General features: G+C 63.3%; 19 protein-coding genes. 14 read left to right on the top strand and 5 right to left on the bottom strand.

Going from position 1 to position 20,273, the window contains the following annotated elements; genetic code table 11:
- The first annotated feature begins 60 nt into the window (after positions 1 to 60).
- The 6 genes from ASN89_RS15540 to ASN89_RS15515 all read left to right on the top strand — a co-directional run bounded on the left by ASN89_RS15540 (position 61) and on the right by ASN89_RS15515 (position 6,155).
- A complete protein-coding gene (locus ASN89_RS15540) occupies positions 61 to 1,338 on the top strand; it encodes a lipoprotein-releasing ABC transporter permease subunit (RefSeq protein WP_058049894.1) in 1,278 nt (425 codons plus the stop codon).
- Between the two features lie 65 nt (positions 1,339 to 1,403).
- Positions 1,404 to 2,669, top strand: coding sequence for a lipoprotein-releasing ABC transporter permease subunit (locus ASN89_RS15535; protein ID WP_046682975.1), 1,266 nt, complete (start codon positions 1,404 to 1,406; stop codon positions 2,667 to 2,669).
- A gap of 16 nt (positions 2,670 to 2,685) precedes the next feature.
- Entirely contained in the window at positions 2,686 to 3,411 is a 726-nt protein-coding gene (gene lolD / locus ASN89_RS15530) for a lipoprotein-releasing ABC transporter ATP-binding protein LolD (protein ID WP_034788536.1), read from the top strand.
- Positions 3,412 to 3,433: 22 nt separating this feature from the next.
- A complete protein-coding gene (locus ASN89_RS15525) occupies positions 3,434 to 4,231 on the top strand; it encodes a TatD family hydrolase (protein ID WP_058049997.1) in 798 nt (265 codons plus the stop codon).
- Between the two features lie 7 nt (positions 4,232 to 4,238).
- The gene (locus tag ASN89_RS15520) at positions 4,239 to 5,468 is read left to right on the top strand and encodes a PQQ-dependent sugar dehydrogenase (protein WP_058049893.1); all 1,230 of its coding nucleotides are present in this window, start codon (positions 4,239 to 4,241) and stop codon (positions 5,466 to 5,468) included.
- 213 nt (positions 5,469 to 5,681) lie between these two features.
- A complete protein-coding gene (locus ASN89_RS15515; protein WP_058049892.1) occupies positions 5,682 to 6,155 on the top strand; it encodes a T6SS effector amidase Tae4 family protein in 474 nt (157 codons plus the stop codon).
- 16 nt (positions 6,156 to 6,171) lie between these two features.
- Here the strand turns inward: ASN89_RS15515 and ASN89_RS15510 are convergent, their stop codons facing one another.
- A complete protein-coding gene (locus tag ASN89_RS15510; RefSeq protein ID WP_058049891.1) occupies positions 6,172 to 8,157 on the bottom strand; it encodes a helicase-related protein in 1,986 nt (661 codons plus the stop codon).
- Between the two features lie 901 nt (positions 8,158 to 9,058).
- Between ASN89_RS15510 and ASN89_RS28690 the strand changes: the two genes are divergently transcribed.
- On the top strand, positions 9,059 to 9,247 hold the full coding sequence (locus tag ASN89_RS28690; protein WP_138829118.1) for a hypothetical protein: 189 nt from the start codon (positions 9,059 to 9,061) through the stop codon (positions 9,245 to 9,247).
- Positions 9,248 to 9,323: 76 nt separating this feature from the next.
- Here ASN89_RS28690 and ASN89_RS15505 read toward each other — a convergent pair whose 3' ends face one another.
- Positions 9,324 to 10,160 (bottom strand): class I SAM-dependent methyltransferase, encoded by an 837-nt coding sequence (locus ASN89_RS15505; protein ID WP_058049890.1) that lies wholly within the window; start codon positions 10,158 to 10,160, stop codon positions 9,324 to 9,326.
- A gap of 206 nt (positions 10,161 to 10,366) precedes the next feature.
- Between ASN89_RS15505 and ASN89_RS15500 the strand changes: the two genes are divergently transcribed.
- Together ASN89_RS15500 and ASN89_RS15495 are read left to right on the top strand one after the other, a co-directional pair.
- Positions 10,367 to 12,790 carry a DNA internalization-related competence protein ComEC/Rec2 gene (locus tag ASN89_RS15500; protein ID WP_058049889.1) on the top strand — a complete coding sequence of 808 codons (2,424 nt, stop codon included), beginning with the start codon at positions 10,367 to 10,369 and terminating at the stop codon, positions 12,788 to 12,790.
- Between the two features lie 81 nt (positions 12,791 to 12,871).
- Entirely contained in the window at positions 12,872 to 13,381 is a 510-nt protein-coding gene (locus ASN89_RS15495) for a hypothetical protein (protein WP_046682970.1), read from the top strand.
- Between the two features lie 21 nt (positions 13,382 to 13,402).
- On the opposite strand, the gene ASN89_RS15490 is transcribed toward ASN89_RS15495, so the two are convergent.
- Positions 13,403 to 14,326 carry a LysR family transcriptional regulator gene (locus tag ASN89_RS15490; RefSeq protein ID WP_046682969.1) on the bottom strand — a complete coding sequence of 308 codons (924 nt, stop codon included), beginning with the start codon at positions 14,324 to 14,326 and terminating at the stop codon, positions 13,403 to 13,405.
- Positions 14,327 to 14,476: 150 nt separating this feature from the next.
- On the opposite strand from ASN89_RS15490, the gene ASN89_RS15485 reads away from it, so the two are divergent.
- The 5 genes from ASN89_RS15485 (at position 14,477) to ASN89_RS15465 (ending at position 17,967) form a co-directional block, all read left to right on the top strand.
- Complete coding sequence (locus ASN89_RS15485; protein ID WP_034756294.1) at positions 14,477 to 15,238, top strand: sulfite exporter TauE/SafE family protein; 762 nt, start codon at positions 14,477 to 14,479, stop codon at positions 15,236 to 15,238.
- A gap of 18 nt (positions 15,239 to 15,256) precedes the next feature.
- The gene (locus tag ASN89_RS15480; protein WP_046682968.1) at positions 15,257 to 15,952 is read left to right on the top strand and encodes an HAD family hydrolase; all 696 of its coding nucleotides are present in this window, start codon (positions 15,257 to 15,259) and stop codon (positions 15,950 to 15,952) included.
- 58 nt (positions 15,953 to 16,010) lie between these two features.
- Positions 16,011 to 16,811 (top strand): alpha/beta fold hydrolase, encoded by an 801-nt coding sequence (locus ASN89_RS15475; protein WP_046682967.1) that lies wholly within the window; start codon positions 16,011 to 16,013, stop codon positions 16,809 to 16,811.
- A gap of 132 nt (positions 16,812 to 16,943) precedes the next feature.
- On the top strand, positions 16,944 to 17,513 hold the full coding sequence (gene dcd, locus ASN89_RS15470) for a dCTP deaminase (RefSeq protein WP_034755486.1): 570 nt from the start codon (positions 16,944 to 16,946) through the stop codon (positions 17,511 to 17,513).
- A gap of 112 nt (positions 17,514 to 17,625) precedes the next feature.
- Positions 17,626 to 17,967 carry a FlxA-like family protein gene (locus tag ASN89_RS15465; RefSeq protein ID WP_058049888.1) on the top strand — a complete coding sequence of 114 codons (342 nt, stop codon included), beginning with the start codon at positions 17,626 to 17,628 and terminating at the stop codon, positions 17,965 to 17,967.
- 41 nt (positions 17,968 to 18,008) lie between these two features.
- Here ASN89_RS15465 and ASN89_RS15460 read toward each other — a convergent pair whose 3' ends face one another.
- Together ASN89_RS15460 and ASN89_RS15455 are read right to left on the bottom strand one after the other, a co-directional pair.
- Positions 18,009 to 19,481: an ATP-binding protein gene (locus tag ASN89_RS15460; RefSeq protein WP_058049887.1), complete on the bottom strand. Its 1,473-nt coding sequence runs from the start codon at positions 19,479 to 19,481 to the stop codon at positions 18,009 to 18,011.
- A 2-nt stretch (positions 19,482 to 19,483) separates the two neighbouring features.
- Positions 19,484 to 20,173, bottom strand: coding sequence for a response regulator transcription factor (locus ASN89_RS15455; protein WP_058049886.1), 690 nt, complete (start codon positions 20,171 to 20,173; stop codon positions 19,484 to 19,486).
- Between the last annotated feature and the right edge of the window lie 100 nt (positions 20,174 to 20,273).

Raw genomic sequence — 20,273 nt, 5'->3', positions numbered from 1 at the left:
ATGAAATGCCCATTGTGTGGCACACTGCGCGCTCGCATATCATCGTTGTCGCGGGAGCGCATGAGCATCATCAAACAATTTCCCTTCGAGTGGCAGGTCGGCGTGCGCTATACGCGCGCCGGGAAACGCAGTGGCCGCAACAGCTTCATTTCCTTCATCTCCCTCATTTCCGTGGCCGGCATCGGCCTGGGCGTGGCCGCCCTGATCGTCGTGCTGTCCGTCATGAACGGCTTTCAGAAGGAAGTCACCGACCGCCTGATGTCGGTGCTGGCCCACGTCGAGGTGTTCGATACGAGCGGCTCCATGCCGAACTGGCAGGCGCAGGAACGCGCCGCCTACGCCAACCCGCAAGTCAAGGCCGTGTCGCCGTTCGTGGAAACCCAGGGCATGCTGCTCAACGACGAAACCATGCGCCCGTCCGTCGTGCGCGGCGTGCTGCCGCAGCAGGAAGCCACCGTGTCCAGCGTGGCGAGCCAGATGAAGCAGGGCAGTTTCAAGGATCTCACGCCAGGCTCGTACAACATCGTGCTGGGCATCGACCTGGCCAAGGCGCTCGACGTGAAAGTGGGGCAGAACGTCACCCTGATGCTGGAACGCGAGCCGAGGGCGGGCGATCCGGCCAATGGCATCGTCATGCCGCGCATGCGCGCGCTGAAGGTAGCCGGCATCTTCGAGGCGGGCCACAATGAACTCGATGGCAGTCTGGCCTTCGTCAACATGCAGGATGCGGAGCAGTTGCTGCAGCTCGACGGCCCGTCCGGCCTGCGTTTGCGCCTGCACGACATGAACAAGGCGCCGCAGGTGGCGCGCGAACTCAAGGCGTCGATGCCGGGCCAGCTGTGGATGCGCGACTGGTCGCGCGCCAGCGCCAGCTGGTATGCGCTGGTGCAAAGCCAGAAAAACATGATGTTCATCATCCTCAGCATGATCATCGCCGTGGCCGCGTTCAACCTCGTCTCGACCCTGGTGATGTCGGTCACCGACAAGCAGGCCGACATCGCGATTTTGCGCACCCTGGGCGCCTCGCCATTCTCCATCATGAAGATTTTCATGATCCAGGGCGCGCTGGTCGGCTTGCTGGGGAGCGCCCTGGGCGTGATCGGCGGCGTCGTGCTGGCGCTGAACGTGGGCGTCATCGTGCCCTTCATCGAAGGCATCTTCGGCCTGCACTTCATCTCGAAGGAAATCTACCAGATCAGCGCCGTGCCGTCCGACGTGCACTGGCTGGACGTGGCGCAGATCGGCCTGATCGCCTTTGGCCTGGCACTGGTGGCGACTATCTACCCGAGCTGGCGCGCCGCGCGTGTCAAGCCGGCCGAGGCCTTGCGGTATGAATAGTTGGCTGATCAACAAACTGTCGGGGTCAGACCCGGCGGGTCAGATCCCTGAGAAATAACGAATCAATGAGCATGTTAAAAAATCTTCCTTTCGAATGGCTGGTCGGCCTGCGCTACACGCGGGCCGGCAAGCGCAGTGGCCGCAACAGCTTTATCTCCTTTATCTCGCTCATTTCCATGGCCGGCATCGGCCTGGGCGTGGCGGCGCTGATCGTCGTGCTGTCCGTGATGAACGGCTTCCAGAAGGAAGTGACGGACCGCATGCTGTCCGTGCTGGCCCACGTGGAAGTATTCGACAACAGCGGCAGCATGCCGGACTGGCGCGCGGAAGCTGCGCAAGCTTTTAAAAATCCAGCCGTGAAGGGCGCCGCGCCGTTCGTGGAAACACAGGGCATGCTGTTGCGCGACGATGCGCTGCGCCCCGCCATCGTGCGCGGCGTGCTGCCCGAGGAAGAGCCGAACGTGTCCGACGTGGCCGGCCAGACGCGCATGGGCAGCTTCAAGGCGCTGCAGCCGGGCACCTTCAATATCGTGCTGGGCATCGAGCTGGCGCGCGCCTTGCGCGTCAACCTCGGTGAAAAAGTCACCTTGATGCTGGCGCAGGGCCAGGTCACGCCGGCCGGCGTGCTGCCGCGCATGCGCAGCTTTACCGTCAGCGGCATCTTCCAGGCGGGCCACAATGAATTCGACGCGGGCCTGGCCTTCATCAATATCGAGGATGGCCAGCGTTTGCTGCGCCTTGACGGCCCATCGGGCCTGCGTCTGCGTCTGGCCGACATGAACCAGGCGCCGCAAGTGGCGGCGGAACTGAAAAAAACCATGCCGGGCGACCTGTGGCTGCGCGACTGGTCGAAGCTGAACGCCAACTGGTTTGCCGCCGTGCAGACGGAAAAGCGCATGATGTTCATCATCCTGACCCTGATCATCGCGGTGGCCGCCTTCAACCTGGTCTCGACCCTGGTGATGACGGTGACGGACAAGCAGGCCGATATCGCGATTTTGCGCACCCTGGGCGCTTCGCCCCGTTCCATCATGAAGATATTCATGATCCAGGGCGCGCTGGTGGGCATCCTGGGCACGATCCTCGGTGTGGGCGGCGGCGTGCTGGTGGCCATGAACATCGACGTCATCGTGCCGTTCATCGAGCATTTGCTGGGCGTGCAGTTCCTCTCTAAGGACATCTATTTCATCAGCACCGTGCCGTCCGACCTGCGCTGGCCCGACGTCACCAAGATCGGCGTGCTGGCCGTGATCCTCGCCTTTTTGGCGACCCTGTACCCAAGCTGGTGGGCTGCCCGCGTGAAACCTGCGGAAGCCCTGCGCTATGAATAAACCACTGACTACGACCATGACCGATCTGAACAAACCTGCCTCCAACGGCGCTTCCGCCGATTCCGCCGTCCTTTCCTGCCGCGGCCTGGGCAAGACTTTCACGCAGGGCAGCTACAAGGTGCAGGTGCTGGCTGGCATCGACATCGACGTGCACCGCGGCGAGCGCGTCGCCATCGTCGGCGCTTCCGGCTCCGGCAAATCGACCCTGCTGCACCTGCTGGGCGGCCTCGATACGCCCACCAGCGGCAAGGTGACCTTGCTGGGCAAGGATTTCGCCAATCTGAGCGAAAAGGCGCGCGGCGACTTGCGCAATGCCTCGCTGGGCTTCGTCTACCAGTTCCACCACCTGCTGCCCGAGTTTTCCGCACTCGACAACGTCGCCATGCCTTTGATGATACGGCGCATGAAGCGTGCGCCCGCCACCGAGCTGGCGCAGCAGATCCTCACGCGCGTGAATCTGGCCAAGCGGGTCACGCACACTCCGGGTGAATTGTCTGGCGGCGAGCGCCAGCGCGTGGCCCTGGCCCGCGCCCTCGTCACGCAGCCAGCCTGCGTGCTGGCCGATGAACCGACGGGCAATCTCGATCACGCCACGGCCGAACAGATTTTCGACCTGATGCTGGAACTGTCGCGCACCCTGGGCACGGCCTTCGTCATCGTCACGCACGATATCGAGCTGGCCAAGCGTTGCGACCGCGTGCTGCGCCTGACGGACGAAGGGCTGCAACCTTATCAATACTGAGCAATACTAAGGAACCGCCATGCTGTGGATCGACACGCACTGCCACCTCGACGCGCATGAATTCGGCAGCGAATCGCTGCAGGTGGCGGCGCGCGCGCAGCAGCAGGGCGTGGGCATGATCGTCATTCCCGCTATCGAACGGGCCAATTTCGCCATCGTGCGCGACATGGCGGCAGCGGCGCCCAACGCCTGCTATGCGCTGGGCATCCACCCGATCTACGTGCCGCATGCCACGGACGACGATTTGATCGCCCTGCGCGAAGCCGTGGCGCTGGCCATGAATGACCCGCGTTTTGTCGCCATCGGCGAAATCGGCCTCGATTTCTTCATCCCCATGCTGTGCGAACCGGCCATGCGCGTCAAGCAGGAGCATTTTTTGCGCGAGCAGTTGAAAATCGCCCGCGATTTCGATTTGCCCGTGCTGGCCCACGTGCGACGCTCGCAGGATATCGTCCTCAAGCACGCGCGCCAGATCCGCCCGAACGGCGGCATCGCCCATGCCTTCAATGGCAGCTTCCAGCAGGCGCAGGGTTATATCGACCTGGGTTTCAAGCTGGGGTTCGGCGGCGCCATGACGTTTACGCGCGCCCTGCAGATACGCCGCATGGCCACGGAATTGCCCCTGGATGCCATCGTGCTGGAGACGGATGCGCCCGATATTTCCCCCAGCTGGGTCCACCCGGGACGCAACAGCCCCGAAGAATTGCCGCGCATCGGCGCCGTGCTGGCCGAGCTGCGCGGCCTGGCATTGGCCGACGTGGCCGTTGCCACCCGCGCCAACGCGCGCGCCGTACTGCCCCGACTACCCTTGATGGAATGAGACCGCAATGAACAACAAGATCATCCTGGCCGCCTGCCTGTCCGCTGCGTTCGCTCCCGCCATGGCGGCGCAAAGCGCCCAGTGCGACAGCATGCCCCGCCTCGACGTCACCACGCCAGCCGGCTTTTGCGTGGCCGTGCTGGCCGATGGCCTGAAGTTCCCGCGTGGCGTGCTGCCGCTGACGAATGGCGACATCCTCGTCACGGACATGACGGGATGGGCGCCGAAGCAGGGAAAATTGTGGCTGTTGCAGCCGAAGGCGGCCGGCGCCGGCTATGAGCGCAAGCTGCTGCTCGACAAGCTTGATCGCCCGAACGGCATCGTGCAGGGACCGGACGGCATGGTCTATGTGGGCGAGGTGGGACGCATCTTCCGCTTCGACCTGCGCGACACCACCCGCAAGCTCACCGACGTGATCGGCGGCACGTCCAAGACGCCGCGCCTGCCGGGCCTCGGTTTGCACCTGCTGACGAACATGCGCTTCAGCCCCAAGGGCGACCTGTATGTGAACGTGGGTTCCAGTACCGACCATTGCGAGAACGATGGCAAGGCGCCCGATCCGGCCAAGGCCTGCCCTTCGGCGGAAGGTCCGGAAGCGCTGGGCGCCATCCGCGAATACACGATGGCCTGGCCGGCCGGCACGGTGACGAGCTGGCGCACGCATGCGCGCGGCTTGCGCAACTCGATGGCGCTGGCTTTTCATCCTGCGACGGGCGAGCTGTGGCAGGCGGAGAACGCGCGCGACGCCATCCAGGCCGCCATGCCGCAACTGAAAAGCGATGAAAACCTGCCGCACGAGGAATTGAACCTGATCAAGGCCGACCGGCACTACGGCTGGCCGTACTGCTACGACGATAACGTCGCCAGCCCCGAATACCCGAAGACGGCTTGCGCCGCCCAATACGTGGCGCCCCAGCGTTTGCTGCCCGGCCACGCCGCGCCGCTGGGCATGACGTTTTATACGGCCAGCCGCTTCCCAGAACTGTACAAGAATAGCCTGATCATCGGCTACCACGGCTACCGCAGCAACGGCCACCGTCTGGTGGCCCTGCTGCCCGACAAGGCCGGCGCGCCGCTGGGCAAGTCCGTCGAGTTGATCGGCAACTGGGAGCGCAAGGGCAAGCAGGGCAGGGGCGCGCCCGTCGACGTGAAGCTGGGGCAGGATGGCGATATCTATATGGCCGACGACCATAATGGGCTGGTGCTCAAGTTGCATTACGAGGTGGCCAAACCATAACTTTCACCGGTCTCGTACGTGTAGGTCGGATTAGCGGGGCAACGCCGCGCGTAATCCGACATCATTGTTGGCTTTATTGGTGTTGTCGGGTTACGGCCTTTGGCCTAACCCGACATACCGGACCAATGCTTGACCTCGCTCAGTGCGGGGCTGCCGCATCCTCCTACAATCGGCCTGATGTTCCCTGTCGACCAGGGGCAACGGGAGGCTGGCGTGAAACCTGCATTCATCAATCTGCGTGAAAATTACGCGAGCGTGGCGGCCGTCGACCAGGCGGCCCTGTTCCGCGAAATCGGCTGGGAAGACTTGATCGGCAAGGACAGCTTTGCCAACACCTGCGCCATCCGCGTCAGCCTGGCCCTGATCAAGGCCGGCGTGAAGGTCAAGGGCCGCATGGCCATCCGCAGGGGCCCATTCAAGGGCGCGCTGATCGAACCGGGACAGGCCAAGTTGTCGCACATGCTGGCCAGCCCATCGATGTTCGGCGTGCCCGAAAAATTCAGCAGCGATGCGGCCATGGAGGGCATCGGCCAGCGCCAGGGCCTCGTCGCCTTCTTCCGCATTCCAGGCTACCTGGGCGGCGCGGGCGGGCATATCGACATCCTGCTGCCCTCCATCGGCGTGAAAATCTGCGGCACCGAGTGCTACTGGGACTGCGGCGAGGTCTGGTTCTGGCCCCTCGGTTGACGCTTACTTTTTACGCCTATTTGAATTTCTTCGAGCGTCCCCGCGACGCCGCATTGTGCGCGCGCAGGATGGAGTCGACCCGCTCGGACGCGTCGCGCGACAGGTTTTGCGCCACGGAGATATCGGGGAAGAATTCGGGCAGGCGGTAGCTGAGCCACGCATAGGCCGAGTAGTAGCGGCAAGTGTCTTCCACCTGCTGCAGATTCTGCGTGCCGCCGCCGTACGCATGCTGGCGCAAGGTGCTGACTTTTCCCTGCGACAGATTCTTCGCCCAGTGTTCCCACGCCGTTTGCAAGGACGGCACCTTGCTCGATATCGGCACCAGCGACAGGGTGAACTTGTCGGCCACGGACAGGGGCAGGGTATCGAGCCAGACGGCGCGCTCCTTCTGGTCTTCCGTGATGCGGGGAAAGAAGAAGCCGTCCGGCACGTCGATATTGTGGATAAAGCGGCGCAGCAGTTTTGACAGCGACAGTTCGCCCGTCACCGATGAAATACGGTGCAGATGTTCGAGCGAGGGTGCCACGGCAAAGCCGCTCGTGTTCAGCGGATGCAGCTTTTCCTTCAGCAGCGCGCGCATCACTTCATGCGTCTCGTTGTCGTAGCCGGCCACGAGTCCCTCTTCATGCACGCCGTAGCGGCCCGCGCGCCCGGCGATCTGGCGCGCCAGCGCGGCCGAAATCTCTTCCTCTTCGCGGCCATTGTATTTGACGCAGGTGGTCATGACGATGCGCGCGATCGGCATGTTCAAGCCCATCGCCAGCGCATCCGTGCCGACGACGATATCGGCCGTGCCGTCGCGGAAGCGCTGCGCCTGCGCGCGCCGTACTTCGGGCGACAGGTTGCCGTAGACAGTGGCCACCGACAGCCCCGTTTCCGTGATCATGTCGCGCCACATCAGCACTTCGCGGCGCGAAAAGGCGATGACGGCGTCGCCGCGGCGCAGGTTGCGCACCTTGCGCACGGCCGTCGGCTCCATCGACAGGGGCGCCATGCGTTTTAATACGTGCACTTCCAGCGGGCATTCCAGGCGCTCGGCCAGCGCCTCGATGGCGCGCCGCGCTTCGGGGGCTCCCACCAGATACACGGTGTGGGCAGGCGCGCCGCAGACGGCCGCCGTCCACGCGGCGCCCCGGTCAGGGTCGGCCAGCATCTGGATTTCATCGATGACGGCCACTTCCACGACGGTTTTCGTGTCCAGCATTTCCACCGTGCTGGCCACGTGCGTGGCGCCGTCGACGACCCGGCGCTCCTCGCCCGTGATCAGGCTCACGGCCAGCGGTTTGCCATGCGGCGCGGCTTCCTGCAGGCGTTCGTAGTTTTCCAGGGCCAGCAAGCGCAATGGCGCCAGGTAGATGCCGCTCTTGGCCTTGACCAGCGCTTCCATGGCGCGGTGCGTCTTGCCGGAATTCGTGGGACCCAGCAGCGCGACGAAGCGGCGCGGCAGGCGGCGCGCCATCTCGAACGAGGCGGGGTATTCGGCCAGGTTGATGCTCTGGCGCGTGCGCGCCGCGTGCTGTTCTTCCTGCTGGCGTTCGATGGCGTGATGGAAGCGCTGGCGGATGCGGTCGAACACCATGCCGGCCGGCTCCGACGTCTGCATGTCGGCCAGTGTGTGCAGGAAAACCATCGGGTCCGTGTCCACATCCTCGCTCAGGCCCGCGATATCGGCGACGAAATCGATCACGTGCTGGCGCAGCTCCTCGAAGACGGCCGCGCTGGCCCGTTCTCGCACGAGGGCCAGCTTGGCCTCGCGGTCCATCTTGCGCCACTTGGCCGGCCGCGCCAGCACGCCTTGGCTTGGTACGAGCGCATACGGCACCACCAGGTGGCCGGCCTTGACCACGCCGGAAAAGCGCACGAAGACGCGGCCTTCCATCTTGACGAGGCGGATATGCTCGGCCAGTTCCCCCAGTTCCGCGACGAGGGTGGCGTCGTTATTGTCTTCGCTGCTGTCGGAGATGTCGGTGGAAGTGTCGGGAGGAAGTGCGGAGGAAGTCATGTCGTGCCTGGGTGTTGAAGTAAGCGAGGCCGATTATACCGTGCGCCGGGCAAAGATTTTTCCCGGCGCACGGAGTGCTTGTTGCCGGAGCGCTGATTTTTAAAGTACTGATTCCCTGGCCCGGATAAGAAACTGGCAGGCATTGAGTGCGGCGTTTCCCCTCTGATGAATCACTTTTCTTGAACACCGAACGGGAATGCGATATCTGGTGCTTTGTGCTCATCGGTTTATTTTTGCTGGATTTTATTCAACTGGAAATTTTATAAATATATTTTTATTAATTTTGTTTTATTTTGTGAATTTGATTATGAAGACTTAACTGTCGATAATGACAAAGAGTAAGTTTCCATTGATATTAACAGTGATGATATTCGTATCATGTGCGCATTGTTTTCTTGCGCTTGCCAGACAATGAGTCATTGCCGTCGCTCTGCCATGCGACAGCAGCAGCCGGCATGACTGAATAAACCTTCCAATTCTGCCGATTTGAAATGAAGCAAGGCGGAACCGTTTCCGTATCGCGGCTGTATTTGTCATTGCATGAGGAATTATCCGATGGTGCTAAATGAATTGAATTATCTTGACAATTAATAATGGCGAGCTGATTATGGACTCATATTTCGCGAGGAGAATTCTTGCATGTTTTCAAAATATCGGAAATTGGCGGCGATGCGCGCCATTATTCTGGCTGCTGGTCTGGCTATCAGCTGGGGCACGCCGCGTTTAGATGAACGGCTTTGATTTGGCGGTGCTCCAGTATCCTTTGGCGGCCGCAGGACTTTTCACTTCGCGCTGACGCACGGCCAGCTTGCGATGACACCCGACATACCTGTGTATGTGGCCCTGCGCCAGTGGATGGCGCGCGCAGGGATTCATCAGCCATCCAACTTTGGAGAACACCATGAATAAAAAGCTCGCTGCATTTCTTTTTGCGTCAGGTCTCGGTCTGGCGGTGACTGCGACGCCAGCCTTTGCAAGCTGCTATAGCGCCTGCGCTGCCGAATGGCGGGCTTGCATTGCAGGCGGTACCGCTCAAGCAGAGTGCAACGCCGAACGGTCCGCCTGCCAGCAAACCTGCAATGGACAGTAGCAGTGCTGCGCGCCGTGGCAGCCACTATCGCGGCCTTTTTCAGGTGATGCGGACAGTCACTGGCGACGATGGGAGTTCAGGCTGCTGCCCGAGCGCGTACGGCGCGTAGCCCCCAGCCGGTGGCGATCAATCCGTCACCGGCTTGCAGCGGCGCCACGGCGTCCATGAACGCGTCGCGCAGGCGCTGCCTGGCTCCGTCGTGCAGGCGGTCGATATCGTAGGTATCCAGCAGGGCCGTCCACAGTTCATCCGGCGTAGGCGTCCATGATACGTCGATGTTGTCGAATTCAACGTCTGCGAAACTGCCATCGAGCAGCTCGCGCCATCCCGCTTCGGATCCCGTGCGCCGGTCGCCGAAGCGCAGCGGCGGCAGCTCGGTGCTGGCGATCGGTTTGAACACGCGCATGAAAACCTCGTTGACTTCGCCCAGCAAGAAAGTGCGGCCGACGATGGCCGCGAACTGGCCGCCGGGGCGCAGCACGCGGCGCATTTCCCGCACGACTTGCTCGATGTCGTCCATCAGCATCAGCGCCATGTGCGAGACGAGATAATCGACGCTGGCCGACGGCAGATCGAGCGCCTGGCCGCGTCCATACAGCAGCCGCACGGAGGCGGGCAGGGCGGCGCGCGCGGCGGCCAGTTCACTCTGGCTCATGTCGACGCCCAACAGTTGCAGCCGGGGTTGCCGCCTGGCCGCCAGCAAACCCAGCAGATGGCCGTCGCCGCAGGCCAGGTCGAGCACGCTCAATGGTGTGTCCACGGCCGGTACCAGGCTGGTCAGCACTTCGTAGGACGAGGCCCAGTTGCCGGCGGGGGAGCTGGCTGGCAGATGGGCAAACGCGGCGCTGGTCGCACCCACTTGCCTTTGATGAAAGTCCTGCAAATAGGTTTCGGCCGCTGTCAGTGGGGTCATGCAAGATCCGCTAAGTCGTGGCGCCTGGGCGCCGGATGGCCATCTTAGCATGGGGGAAGTTTCGCCTGCGGTGGTGTCGGATGGCGTGCCTGAGCTTACTTATTCACGCTACCATTGCGCCAGATCAGACGGCAAAGAGTCGAAAACGATCACAGTAGCTGAGCCCTTTTCGCAGCGAGCTGATTCTGCCTTGATTCCGCCTTCCCATGCGCATCCTGATACTCGGCTTTGCCGCTGGCGCCGCCTGGTTGCAGACGCAGGCAAGCTTGCCGCCGCACGCGGGCGTGCTGCTGTGGGTGATCGTTTGCACAGGTTTGACGGCTAGTCTGCTGCTGCGCCGCCATGCGCGATGGCGCTGCGTTGTTGCGCTTGCCGCTGGAGTTGGCCTCGGCTTTTACTGGGCAGCCTGGCTGGCCCAGGCTGCCATGGCGCCGCAACTGGCGCTGGCTGATGAAGGGCAGGACATTGTTGTCACGGGCACCATCGCCAGCCTGCCGTACCGCTTCGAGCAGGGCGTGCGCTTTAACTTTGCCGTGGAAAAGGCGGTTGGCGCGAAGGTGCCGCCCTTGATTGCTTTGTCCTGGTACGCGGGTTTTCGCGATGCGGTGACGAACGCCGTGGGCGACGTGCAGCCGGGCGAGCGCTGGCGGCTGACGGTGCGCCTGCAGCGTCCGCACGGCAATGCGAACCCCATGGGTTTTGACTATGAGGCCTGGCTGCTGGAGCAGGGCGTGCGCGCCACGGGTTATGTACGGCCGCAGCCGCGCGCCGATACGCCCAATGCGCGCCTGGTCGCCTTCGTGCCCGGCTTCAGCAACGTGGTGGAGGCCAGCCGCGCGACCTTGCGCGCACGCATCGCCCGCAGCCTGGAATGCAAGCAGTACGCGGGCGTGATCGTGGCGCTGGTGGTGGGCGACCAGCGCGCCATTCCCCAGTCGGACTGGCAAGTGTTCAACCGCACGGGTGTGAGCCATTTAATTTCGATTTCCGGCTTGCACATCACCATGATCGCGGGACTGTTCGCCTTGGGCGCGGGCGCGTTGTGGCGCCGTTCGTTTTTCACGGATTGGCAGCTGCCCCTGCGGCTGCCGGCGCAAAAGGTGGCGGCGCTGGCCGGTGCGCTGGCGGCCTTTTTTTATGTGCTGCTGGCCGGCTTCGGCGTGCCCGCGCAACGCACCTTGTATATGTTGCTGGTGGTGGCGCTGGCCCTGTGGCTGGGACGCATCACCAGCATCGTTCACGTGCTGTGCCTGGCGCTGGGTGTCGTCGTGCTGCTCGATCCGTGGGCCGTGCTGTGGCCCGGCTTCTGGCTGTCGTTCGGCGCCGTCGCCACCATGCTGTACGCGACGGCGGGCCGTACCACGACGCCCATGCCGCCGCAGGCTGGCCGCTGGCGCCGCCTGCGCGCGGCCGTGGCGCTGGGCGCGCACACGCAATATGTGGTGACGATGGGGCTGGTGCCGCTGACGATGCTGCTGTTTTCGCAAGTGTCGCTGGTCAGCCCCGTGGCCAACGCGCTGGCCATTCCCGTCATCAGCCTGGTCGTCACGCCCTTGTCCTTGGCGGGTAGCCTGCTGCCTGCGCCTTTGTCCGACGGGGTACTGTTGCTGGCGCACGCCATCGTGCAGATGCTGGCGCAGGTGCTCGAATGGCTGGGCGCGCGCCGCTTTGCCGTGTGGACGGCGCCCGCGCCCCCAATGTGGAGTTTTTGCTGGGCATTGTTTGGCACGGCCTGGCTCTTGGCGCCACGCGGATGGCCCCATAGGTGGGCGGGCATGCTGGGCTGGCTGCCGCTGCTGACGGCTTTGCCGTCCAGCCCGCCGCCGGGCCAGCTGTGGGTGACGGCCTTCGACGTGGGGCAAGGCATGGCCGTGCTGGTGGAAACCCACGACCACCGTCTGCTGTACGACACGGGTCCCGCCTACAGCCTCGATTCCGATGGCGCCAGCCGGGTCATCGTGCCTTACCTGCGCGCACGCGGCATCGCCAAGCTCGACGGCGTGATCATTTCCCACAGCGACCTCGATCACGCGGGCGGCGCCCTGTCCTTGCTGGAGAACGTGCAAGTAGGCTGGCTGGCCTCGTCGCTGTTCGACGGCCATCCGGCCGTCGAGTTCCAGCGGGAATCGCACCGACCCTATCTGCACTGCATGGCGGGCCAGAGCTGGACCTGGGACGGCGTGCACTTCGCCATGCTGCACCCATTGCCAGCCAGCCACGCGGACATTGCACTGAAGCCGAACGCCCGCAGCTGTACCGTGAAAATCACGGCAGGCAAGCACTCGATCTTGCTGGCCGGCGACATCGAAGCGGCGCAGGAGGCGCAATTGCTGGCCCGTTCTGCGGAGGGCGAACTGGCGGCCGACGTGCTGCTGTCACCCCATCATGGCAGCGGCACGTCATCGACACCGGCGTTCTTGCACGCCGTCCATCCGACCCTGGCGATTTTCCAGGTGGGACACAGGAATCGCTACAAACATCCGAAGCCGCAAGTGTATGCGCGCTATGGCGATATGGGGATTGCCCGGCTGCGCACGGATGTGGAAGGGGCGGTGGTGCTGGAGTTTGGCGAAGATATTGATGTGACGCGATATCGGGCCAGCCGGCCGCGCTACTGGCATGGGCGCTAGCGGACGCTGCTGCATTAATGGTATATATCTGCCATGGGTTGGCGGCCCCGGTGCTGCCTGGAATATTCTGAAAGGGTGGAGATGGGCTGGTTTAGTTGGAAGAAAAAGGTGACCGTGCCGGTGATCAACTTCGAGTCACGGATCCGCTCCCAAAGCAAGCAGTCGAAGACGCTGTCATATGATTTGCAAGGACGGCCAGCTGACGCCGTTCGCCTGCAGCACCCTTATCTGTATCATGTGACGGACGAGTCAACCGCCGAGGCCATAGTGAAGCAGCGACAGCTGCAAGGCGTTTTTGGCCACGTGACGCTGTCGCAGGGACTGCAGGGCGCGCTTTTGCAGGCGGAAAGAAAAGGCTGCGTGCTGGTTTTTCGCTTTCAGGGATCCGCCATCGTCGGGCCGGCGCCGCTGGTGAAAGCGAAGGAGGTGGCTTACCACCATGTGGGTTCCGACGGCTATGTGGAAACCTTTATCGCGCATGGAACGGAAGCGTTGCTGGAGCTCATCGCGATATCGTTTCGCGGCAGCGCGCCTATCTATGACGTGGCGTGGGTCCTGGATACGCCTGTTTCCGTCCGCATCAAGCCGTAACGTCCGTTCATCGGCGCAGTGTCAGCTGTGCCGCTCGTCCGGTATCTCCAGCCCCCGCTGCCGCACATACTCCAGAAACAGCCGCGCCCCCTTGGCCATCCTCGACGTGCCATACACGGCATGGATGCTGGGATCGAGCTCCTTCGACGACGTCAGCCGGTAGGCCGTGCAGACCCGGCGCAGGGTGCCGGCGGCCACGGCAGGTTCGGCCAGCCAGCTGGCCAGGCGCACGATGCCCGCTCCTTCCAGGGCGGCCTGAAAAGTGGCGATGCCGGAAGTGAAGCGGAAGCGCGGCTGCACCTGGTAGCGCACGTTGCGCTCGGTGGAAACGAAATGCCAGTCGCGCAGGATGCGGGGGGCCGAGTGCATGATGATGTCGTGGCCGGCCAGCTCTTCCGGCTCTTCGGGCGCGCCCATGCGTTCTATATAGTCGGGCGAGGCGTACATGTAGCGGCGGTAGTTCCACAGGGGATAGCCGATCAGCTCGCTCGACTGGGGGAAGGCGCCGCGGATGGCGAAGTCCAGCTTTTCCTGGATGGGGTCGATCGATTTGTCCGAGAAATGGATGTCCACCGACACGTTCGGATAGTCGCGCGAAAATTGCGCCACCACTTTTGGCAAGAATCCCAGGGACAGGATTTCCGGCGCCGAGAGGCGCACCCAGCCTTGCGGCGAGTTGCTCAGTTCCGCCAGTTGGTCTTCCGCCTCGGCCTGCGTTTCCAGCAAGTGCTTGGCCGATGCGTAATACGTTTCGCCGGCCGTCGTCAGGGTGAACTGTTTTTGCGTGCGCAGGATCAGCTCGGCGCCGATGGCTTCCTCGAGGAACTGGATGGCGCGCGTGACGGCCGATGGCGAGCGTCCCAGCATGCGCGCCGCGTGGATGAAGCTGCGCTTTTCGACCACGGTGCAGAAGGCGCGGATCTCCCACATCAGTTTCATCGACATCGCGTCACTCCCGGCAAAAGAAGCCAGTAGACCGCATGGGGCGCATTCCGTCAAGCGTTACGCCTGATTGCGTTTTCCGCAATTTGAAGTTGCATCGGAAAAAATCCACGACGCCTATACTGCCGCTGTCGATCATTCTTATTGCCTATCATGCTGACCATCTCGCTGCTGTGTTTATTTGCCTTCTTTGCCGGCCTGATCGATGCCGCCGTGGGCGGGGGCGGGCTGATACAGCTGCCGGCCTTGTTCAACCTGATGCCGAACATGGCTTCGACGTCCTTGCTGGGCACGAATAAGCTGGCGTCCGCCTGCGGCACCACGTTTGCGGCCCGCTCCTTCGTCGGCAAGGTACATATCCCGTGGCTGCTGGTGCTGCCGGCCGTGGCCAGCGCCTTCGTCATGTCCTTCATCGGCGCGGCCGCCGTGTCCTATGTGCCGCAGCAGGTGGTGCGTCCCATGGTGCTGGTGCTGATCATCATCATGGCCATCTACACCTTCATCAAGAAGGATTTCGGCACAACCCGCGAAGCGCGTCCCATCGGCCCGCGCGAACGCATCCTCGCCATCGTCATCGGCGGCGCCATCGGTTTTTATGACGGCCTGTTCGGGCCGGGTACGGGCAGCTTTTTGATTTTCCTGTTCATCCGCGTCTTCGGCTTCGATTTCATCCTTGCCTCGGCCTGCTCGAAACTGGTGAATATCGCCACCAACGTGGCCGCGCTGGCCTTCTTCATTCCCGCCGGCCACGTGGTGTATGCCGTGGCTGCACCGATGGCCGTGTGCAATATCCTGGGCGCCTTGACGGGTACATGGATCGCCGTGCGCCGCGGCGCCGCCTTCGTGCGCATCCTCTTCCTCGTGTTGCTGGTGCTGCTGATCGTGAAGTTGTCCTACGACATCTTCTTCAAGTAAGTTTTTGACCGACAAGCCATGAAAACCATCCAGGGCGTGCTGTGGGACAACGATGGCGTGCTGGTCGATACCGAACAGCTGTTTTACGAAAGCAACCGCGACTTGCTCTTGCCCTACGGCATAGACCTGACGCCGAAGCAATTCTTTGACTGGTTCCTAGATAATAACTACGGCGCCTGGCATGTGTTGCTGGGGCTGGGCCACGAGATCGAGCTGGTCGAGCGCCTGCGGGCCGAGCGCACGGTGCTGTTTGCCGAACGCTTGCGCCAGGCGCGCCAGCTGGCCATGCCCGGCGTCAAGCAAGTGCTGGCGGCGCTGCGTCCGCACGTGGCGATGGGCGTGGTCACCAGTGCCTACGAACAGCATTTCCGGATCAGCCATGCGGCCACAGGCATGCTCGGCCACTTCGACTTCGTGCTGACGCGTGAAATGTATGGCGAAAGCAAGCCGGCGCCGGACGGCTACCAGCTGGGCTTGCGGCGCCTGGGCCTGGCCGCCGCCGACTGCGTGGCCGTGGAAGATTCGCCGCGCGGCTTGCGCGCCGCCAATGCGGCCGGGCTGGAATGCATCGTCGTGCGCAATCACATGAACCGTCATCACGCGTTTGACGGCGCTTTTTGCGTGGTGGATTCGATGGCCGAGCTGGGCGAAGTGCTGGCCTCGTTCGTGCCAGGCATGGAGCCAGTGCGCCCGCAATTAGAGGTCTTCCTCTGATTCGTCTTGTCGGCATGCCATTACAATTGCCTATCGCATTTACCGGCACCGCCCTACGATGACCCTCCCGCAACTGCACTTTGCCCACGCCAACAGTTATCCTGCCGGCACCTACCGCAAGCTGTTCGGCTTGCTGGGCCAGCATTACACCGTGCAGGCGCTCGACATGCATGCGCACGACCCGGAATACCCCGTCAGCACGGGCTGGCCCGAGTTGGTGCGCGAGTATATCGACGAGCTTGAACGTCGCTACAGCGCGCCCGTGATCCTCGTCGGCCATTCGCTCGGCGGCATGCTCAGCGTGATGGTGGCCAAGCAGCGGCCCGACCTCGTGCGCTGCGTCGTCTTGCTCGATTCGCCCGTAGTGGCGGGCTGGCGCGCCTTGCTGGTGCGGCTGGCGCGCAACACGGCGCTGGGCGAGCGTTTCTCGCCGTCGCGTTTTTCCGCCCGGCGGCGCAAGCTGTGGCCGGACGCGCAAGCCGCGTATGAGCATTTTGCCGCCAAGGAGATGTTCGCCATCTGGGCGCCGCAAGTGTTGCGCGACTACATCGACAGCGGCCTGGCCCCGCATCCGGAAGGGGTGCAGCTGCGTTTTACGCGGGAAGTGGAAACGGACGTCTACCGCAGCTTGCCGCACCATATTGGCGCTCTCGTCAAGGACGGTTTTCCAGTGCCCATCGGCTTTATCGGCGGCACGGAATCGGTGGAATGCCGCCAGGCGGGCTTGAAGGCCACGCGCAAGCTGGTCGGCAAGTTTTTCCGCCAAGTGCCGGGCGGCCATCTGTTTCCCATGGAAAACCCGGAACTGACGGCGCAAGTGGTGCGCGAGATGATCACGGCATTGCTGGCGAAGCAATAGAATATCGCCAAGGATTTTCAGGCGATGGGGGCCAACAGCGGGGGATTTTCGCGTAAAATCCTGCCATCCGGGCCGCGCCTGCAGCAGGCGCGCGGTCCCAGCCATTCGATATTCTAGAAAGATACCCCTGCGATGACGATTAAAAGCGATAAATGGATACGCCGCATGGCGGAAACAACGGGCATGATCGAGCCGTTCGAACCAGGCCAGGTCAAGGAACGCGACGGCAACCGCATCGTGTCCTACGGCACGTCCAGCTATGGCTATGACATCCGCTGCGCCGACGAGTTCAAGTTGTTCACCAACATCAACACCACCATCGTCGATCCCAAGGATTTTGACGCAAATAACTTCGTCGACGTATCGGGCAAGGGCTATTGCATCATCCCGCCGAACTCGTTCGCGCTGGCCCGTACGGTCGAGTATTTCCGCATTCCCCGCAACGTGCTGACGATTTGCCTGGGCAAGAGCACCTATGCCCGTTGCGGCATCATCGTCAACGTCACCCCGTTCGAACCGGAATGGGAAGGCTATGTGACCCTGGAGTTTTCCAACACGACACCGTTGCCGGCGAAAATCTACGCCAATGAAGGCGTGGCGCAAGTGCTGTTCTTCGAGTCCGATGAGGTGTGCGAAACGTCGTACAAGGACCGCGGCGGCAAATACCAGGGCCAGGTCGGCGTGACACTGCCGAAGACCTGATCGCGGTGAAGGGCGGGGGCGTCAGTCGTCTTTACCTGTCTTTACACCTGCCGCACTAGTTCCGCTCCCATGCCTGCCGTTAACCTTGGTATTGAAACACTGAGGAGGCAGTATGGTAGCGGCAATCGGTTCAGGCGGCGCAGTCGGCGCAGCCGGTAGCGCCAGTGCGGGCAGCGGTTCGCAGATCACGGCGCTGCAAAGGCAGATCACGGCGGCGCAAAAGCAGTTGACGGAGTCGCAGAAGGGCGAGCAGACGGAGGCGTCGCAAAAGCTGCAGCAGCAGCTGGCGCAGCAAATCCAGGCCTTGCAGGCGCAGATCGCGCAGTTGCAAGCGGCGGCCGCGCAACAGGCGGCGCAACAGGGTGCTCAGACGTCCAGCAGCGCCGACACGGCGGCCAGCCCGGCCAAGTCGAGCGCGTCGACCCTGGGCAGCATCATCGATACGCAGGCGTAACAACACATCCACACATAAAAAACGCCAGGCTCGCCGACAGCTCAGCCTGGCGTTTTGACGGGCAACAGCATTTCCACGCACAAGCCGCCACCGCTGCGCAAGCTGGCACTGATGCGGCCGCCATGGGCGCTGATGACGTGCTGGGCGATGGCCAGGCCCAGGCCGTGGCCATCCGTGCCGTGCTGGGTATTGCTGGCGCGGAAGAACGGTTCAAAGATGCGGGCCAGGTCGGCGCTGGCCACGCCAGGTCCCCGGTCCAGCACCGCGATGCGCAGCCAGTCGGTCTGGCGCGACAGCTCCACATCCACCGTGCCGCCATCGGGGCTGTGCTTGATGGCATTGCGCACGACGTTTTCCACGGCGCGCGCCAGCAGTTCCGGCTGGCCCGTGACGCTGGCGTCGGCCATGGCCGCGTCGCCCGCCAGCGCGATGCCCAGCTGGCGCGCCCGGGCTTCGTAGCGGGCGTCGTCCACGATGTCGTGCACGAGGTCGGCGATGCCCACGTCTTCGCTGTGCGTGTGCCCGGCCCCGGCTTCCAGTCGCGACAGAGTCAGCAGCTCGCCGATCAGTTTATCCATGCGTTCGCTTTCGCGTTCGATGCGCTGCATCGAGGCGGCCATCTTTTCCGGCTGCTGGTGCGCCAGGCCGATGGCGGCCTGCAGGCGCGCCAGCGGCGAGCGCAGCTCGTGCGAGACGTCATGCAGCAAGCGGGTCTGGCTATCCATGAGGTTGCGCAAGCGGCCCGTCATGCGGTCGAAATCGCGGCCCAGGTCCGTCAATTCATCGCCGCGCTTGCCGCTGGCGTGAAAGCGCGGCGCCAGGTTGCCGTGCGATGCGGCTTCGAACGCCTGCCGCAAGTCGCGGATGGGGCGCGCAAAATACCAGGCCAGCAAAAAGGCGAACAACAGGCTGGCGGCGATGGCGGCGGCCAGGGGAATGAAGTTGCGGTAGGGCGTGTCCATGCGCGGCGGCATGCCGCGGCCGAATTCGCCGCGTGGCGGCGGGGCGCCCGCTTCGTGGGGCCGTGGACCGGGTCCCATGGCGCGCGGGCCGCTCATGGCGACGGCGATGAGCGTGTCGCGCGCGGCGCCCGCCTCGGCATTGCGGAAGCGTTCGGACGAGGGCAGGAACAGCAAGTAGCGTTTGCCGTCGCTGCCGGCTGCATCGCGCACGACGGGATGGGCCTGGCTTTGCTCCAGCATGGCGCGCGCCTTGGCCAGCATGGCGGGATGCACGGCGCGGCCCATCAATTCTTTTCCCTTGGCATCGACGGCAAACACGCGCATGCGTTCGAGCTTGCCGAGGAATTGCCGCAAGGCCTGGCTGCCACCCGCTTCCAGGGTGGCGCTGGCGGCTTCGATGATCATTTGCGCGGGCGGACTGGTGTCGATGTCGAGGGCCCGTTCCTGCTGCGCAGCCCGGTTTTTCAGCCAGAAGGTGCCGCCGATGCCGATGGTGGCCGTCACTTGCGCCAGCATGATGCAAAGAAAAAACTTCCAGAACAGACGGCCCACGCTTACTCCTTGATCAGCTGGTAGCCGAGGCGGTACACGGTCTGCAGGCAGGAGCGGCCGTCGGCCAGGCTGCCGAGCTTGCGGCGCAGGCTGCTCAAGTGCACGTCGATATTGCGGTCGAAGCGGGCCATGGGGCGCCCCAGGCCCAGTTCCGACAATTGATTCTTGCTCACGGGCTTGCCCGCGTGGCGTACCAGCACTTCCAGCAGGTTGAATTCCGAGCTCGTCAGTTCCAGGTGCGCGCCGGCCCAGGAAACGCGGCGCTGTTCGGGCCACATCGTCAGTTGCCCGACGGTGAGCGGCGTCAGGCCCGACGCATCGTGTGGCGCCGCTTGCGCGCGGCGCAGGATGGCGCGGATGCGCGCCGTCAGCTCGCGCGGCGTGCACGGTTTCGTCACGTAATCGTCGGCGCCCAATTCCAGCCCCACGATGCGGTCCGTATCGTCGCCGCGCGCCGTCAGCATCAAGATGGGCAGGTTGCTGCCGGCGCGGATGCGGCGCAGGGTTTCCAGTCCATTCATGTGCGGCATCATGACATCGAGGATGGCGATGGCGTACAGGCCCGTCAGCGCTTCGGCCGCGCCGCTTTCGCCGTCGTGCACGGCGCGGGCGTCGAAACCTTCCTGCGTCAAGTATTCCTGGAACATGCCGACCAGTTCCACGTCGTCATCGATTAACAAAACCTTGCTCATGCCTGTGCTTTTTTCGGGTGAATATCGCCCGATGATAGCAGTCAACAGGGACGGTTCACGGCGGTTTTACCCGCTTTTACACACGTCCGCTTACATTTCC

The organism is Janthinobacterium sp. Ant5-2-1 (genome assembly GCF_001445815.1).
Taxonomy (GTDB): Bacteria; Pseudomonadota; Gammaproteobacteria; order Burkholderiales; family Burkholderiaceae_D; genus Janthinobacterium; species Janthinobacterium lividum_E.
The sequence above is the reverse complement of the archived record's forward strand: the minus strand, read 5'-3'. Positions and strand labels throughout refer to the sequence as shown.